General features: G+C 65.7%; 1 protein-coding gene and 1 rRNA gene. Both read right to left on the bottom strand.

The window, feature by feature from the left end:
• Positions 1 to 871: phosphatase PAP2 family protein (locus ACFQ87_RS36425; protein WP_380615218.1), on the bottom strand; the 871-nt coding region annotated here is incomplete at its 3' end.
• A gap of 61 nt (positions 872 to 932) precedes the next feature.
• Positions 933 to 1,019, bottom strand: a 5S ribosomal RNA gene (rrf, locus tag ACFQ87_RS36430); the annotation flags it as partial.

A 1,019-nucleotide genomic window follows, 5' to 3' on the forward strand; every position in this document is an offset into this window, starting at 1 on the left:
GTTGGGGGTTTTTTTTTTTGTTTTTCTTTTTTTTTTTTTTTTTCCCTTTGCGTCCTTTTTGTTGTTCTTTTCCCCCTCCCCCCCCCCCCCCCCGACCCCGTCGGCGCGCCGCCAACACCAGGACGGCGTAGGCGAAGAGCAGGATCACGACGGCGACGATGCCGTCCGCCCAGAAGTGGTTGGCCGTCACCACGACCACCGCGACCGTCAGCACCGGGTGCAACACCACCACCCAGCGGAACGGGCTCGGCGACACCCGTACCACCGCGACCGCCGCCAGCACGCACCAGGCGACGTGCACCGACGGCATCGCCGACAGCTGATCGGCCACCACCACGCCGCCGACCGCACCCCCGTACACCGACTGTCCGTACTCGGCGGCCACGTCGACGAACCCGCTCTGCGGCAGCATCCGCGGCGGCGCCACCGGGATGAACTGCACCAGCAGACAGACCGCGGTGGTGATCACCACGGTGTTGCGCACCCACGCGTAGCGCTCCCGGTGCCGCAGGAACACCCAGAGCAGCACAGCAAGCATCACGGCGAAGTGCATGACCGCGTAGTAGTAGTTCGCCAGCCTCACCAGCACCGGGTACGGCGTGATCGCCGCCTGCCAGGACGCCTCGTCCGGCAGTCCGATGATCTGCTCGGCGTGATGGATCCAGCTCGCCCGGTCCAACGCGTGGTCGGCGCTCATCACTGACAGGTGTCCCACCAACTGCCAGAGCGCGAACAGCGCCAGCAAAGTGCCGGCCTCCCGCAGCAGCGACGAGACCCCCGGCTTCCGGACCCGCGCGGCAACGTACGCGCCTCCGTAGAGGCCGACGGCGGCACCCCCGGCGGACTGCCAGGTCAGGGTCAGGTTCTGCATTGGCAGAGGTTAACGCAAAAAGACCCCCTCCCGAATGGGAGGGGGTCTTTTTGGAATGATTGTTCGGCGGCGTCCTACTCTCCCACAGGGTCCCCCCTGCAGTACCATCGGCGCTGTGAGGCTTAGCTTCCGGGTTCGGAATGTAACC

It is taken from the genome of Kitasatospora sp. NPDC056531 (assembly GCF_042794375.1).
GTDB lineage: Bacteria > Actinomycetota > Actinomycetes > Streptomycetales > Streptomycetaceae > Kitasatospora.